The following is a 2,254-nucleotide window of genomic DNA, read 5'->3' as shown; positions in this document are numbered from 1 at the left end:
GTACGCAGTGGAAAGCGCGGATTAGGGGCTGTTTTCCGCATGGGCTATACTGCGAGAAAAGGGACAGCAATGCACAGGAGAAGCGAATGAGTGCCGTTACATTTGATACGCTAAGATATGTTGAACGACTTGAAAAAGCCGGTGCTTCGCGCGAGCTTGCCTCTGCCTTGGTTGAAATCCAGAAGGAAACGCTTGCTGATGCGATGGATACTACGCTGGCAACAAAGACGGATACCGCCTTGTTGCGATCCGATTTGCGCGAACTAAAAGCAGAACTGCTTGGGGAGATGCGCCTTAATCGCTGGATGCTTGGCGTGGTTATCGCTATGGCTGTCGCCAATTTCGCCTTGCAGCGTGTTCATTCTGTGCGACCACTCTTTCGCCCGGATTTTTTTACAAGGGTCTCGCGCGATTTCTCCTGCGTAGAATGCAGTGCGGGCGTCAAGGTAGGACTCGACCAGATGATCAATGCGCCGGTCAATGGCAATCCCTTTGATGGCGTACATTGTCGCATCGCATAAAATTCCGGTAGCCGGCACGCCTACGCAGTGCTGCAGCCACTTGATCGCCCGGTTAACTCCGTGGGCAATGGCCGTATCGAAGACAACAAGGTCCAGCGGGCTCGGTAGGTCTTCGCAGCGGCAGGCAGTCCAGTAGCGCTCTTTGTAGACGTCGCGCACATCAGCGGGCGTAATCTCGCGCACCGAGAGCAACGGCAAGCCCCTGAGCGCATTCCAGCTATTGTAAACCGCTTGCGTGATACCAAAGTTGCGCGCGCCGCCCGGGTTGACGTGATTGTCCGTGAACCCTTCGGCCAGCGTCAGTGCGTGCTGCAGGCAGTCAGTAAAGCGCTTCATTTTCCACCCAACTTTCCCATTTTTTCAGCAAGCCAGTCCGCCACCAAGAAATAGCAAATCCCCAGCAAGACCGCTGGGAGTAATGCGATTGCGATTCCGTAGAGCACCCACTTCAAGGGGTAAACCCGGCATTACCGGCAAAGAAAAGGATTTTGATAAGAATCAAGAACACGACGCTACCGAGCGACGACCACAGAATATAAGCAAGCTTGGTCAGGCCTTTTGTGAATGCAATAAAGTCTAAAACTATCTTTGCAAAATCATCGTGCTTGTCCTCAAGCGCCTTGATCATCAAGTCGTGTTTAATCTCAACAGTCGAAATTTTGTTGTGCGCACGGTTGATGTCGATTTGCTGAACTGAGGATTTCTCCTCCAACACGGCGACCTTCGTGATCTGGACTAATATCAAGTCCAACTTCCCGGACATGCCCCCGAGCGCTTCCTTCAGGAAGGTGTGGCTCTGCTCTAATCCGCCTACTCTGCGGTCAATGTGATTTACTGGATCGGTCATGTCGGTTCGATTCTGAATTGTTTGGTCAGTGAATCTTTGCTTCGGTTGAAGGGATTTCGGATAGTGTCATTCGCCCGTCACCGTCTTTTTCGGCAACAAAGCGCTTGGCGCGCTGTTCCGGCATTTCAAGCTTCAGGTTGATTTCGACAGGCTTGCGCGCTTCGGTCAGCGCGGCAATCAGCGCCGTCTGAATTTCATCTGTTCTGGTATTTTTTTCAGCCAGCCGGGTAATGGCAGATTCCAGTCCGCTGAGTTGCGCGGCGTGCGCCTGGGTAAGCTCTGCTACAGCCAGGCGGAAACCTTCGATTAGAGGCGACAAATCAGGCTGAATAACTGGAATTTCTACAGGAATTTGTTGAATATCGCGTTTATTCCAGTGCTCACCGTAGTTTGCGCGGATGTATTCGATTCCAGGATCAAACCCGGATTGAATCAGGATGGAGTCAATACCGGCGCGCTTTGACTCTGCGTCACTCTCGGACGGCGGGGTAATCTGCTGGATAACCTGAACTGGTTGAACCTGTTGAATGGGCTGAACTGGCTGCACTGGCGGGAGCGAAGGCCCTACCGCAGGCGCTGAATAGTTCTCAGGCGTGAAACCAAGATAATCCATCCACGGCACATTTATTTCACCGTAGGCCGAATCGACAACAAGGAATTCTGGCGTGACCGATAGCGCAATGCCGGAACATTGCTCGCTGTCAAAAGTGAAGCGTGCCGTATCGCCGGGTTGAATTCGTTTTGGCGAGCTATCAGGTGTGGACATGCTTGCGCCATTGGTTAGGAGAAGGCGCTATTGTGGCTGGCGGCAAGCGGGTACTTGCCGCCCGTTTTCCGGGTTAGGCTGGAAACTCCATGTCCGAATCGTAGAGCGTCCAGAATTCGC

Annotated in this window: 3 protein-coding genes; all 3 read right to left on the bottom strand. The window is 52.8% G+C overall.

The features are described from left to right. Positions 1–263: 263 nt before the first annotated feature. On the bottom strand, positions 264–857 hold the full coding sequence (locus ACOYNV_RS27705; RefSeq protein ID WP_422903046.1) for a glycoside hydrolase family 108 protein: 594 nt from the start codon (positions 855–857) through the stop codon (positions 264–266). A gap of 112 nt (positions 858–969) precedes the next feature. Beyond that, positions 970–1,368, bottom strand: coding sequence for a hypothetical protein (locus tag ACOYNV_RS27700; protein WP_422903045.1), 399 nt, complete (start codon positions 1,366–1,368; stop codon positions 970–972). Positions 1,369–1,393: 25 nt separating this feature from the next. Continuing rightward, positions 1,394–2,134, bottom strand: a complete 741-nt coding sequence (locus tag ACOYNV_RS27695) for a hypothetical protein (protein WP_422903044.1) — start codon at positions 2,132–2,134, stop codon at positions 1,394–1,396. Positions 2,135–2,254: the final 120 nt, after the last annotated feature.

It is taken from the genome of Propionivibrio sp., from assembly GCF_049316945.1.
Lineage (GTDB): Bacteria > Pseudomonadota > Gammaproteobacteria > Burkholderiales > Rhodocyclaceae > Propionivibrio.
This window is presented reverse-complemented; position numbering and strand designations above follow the sequence as displayed.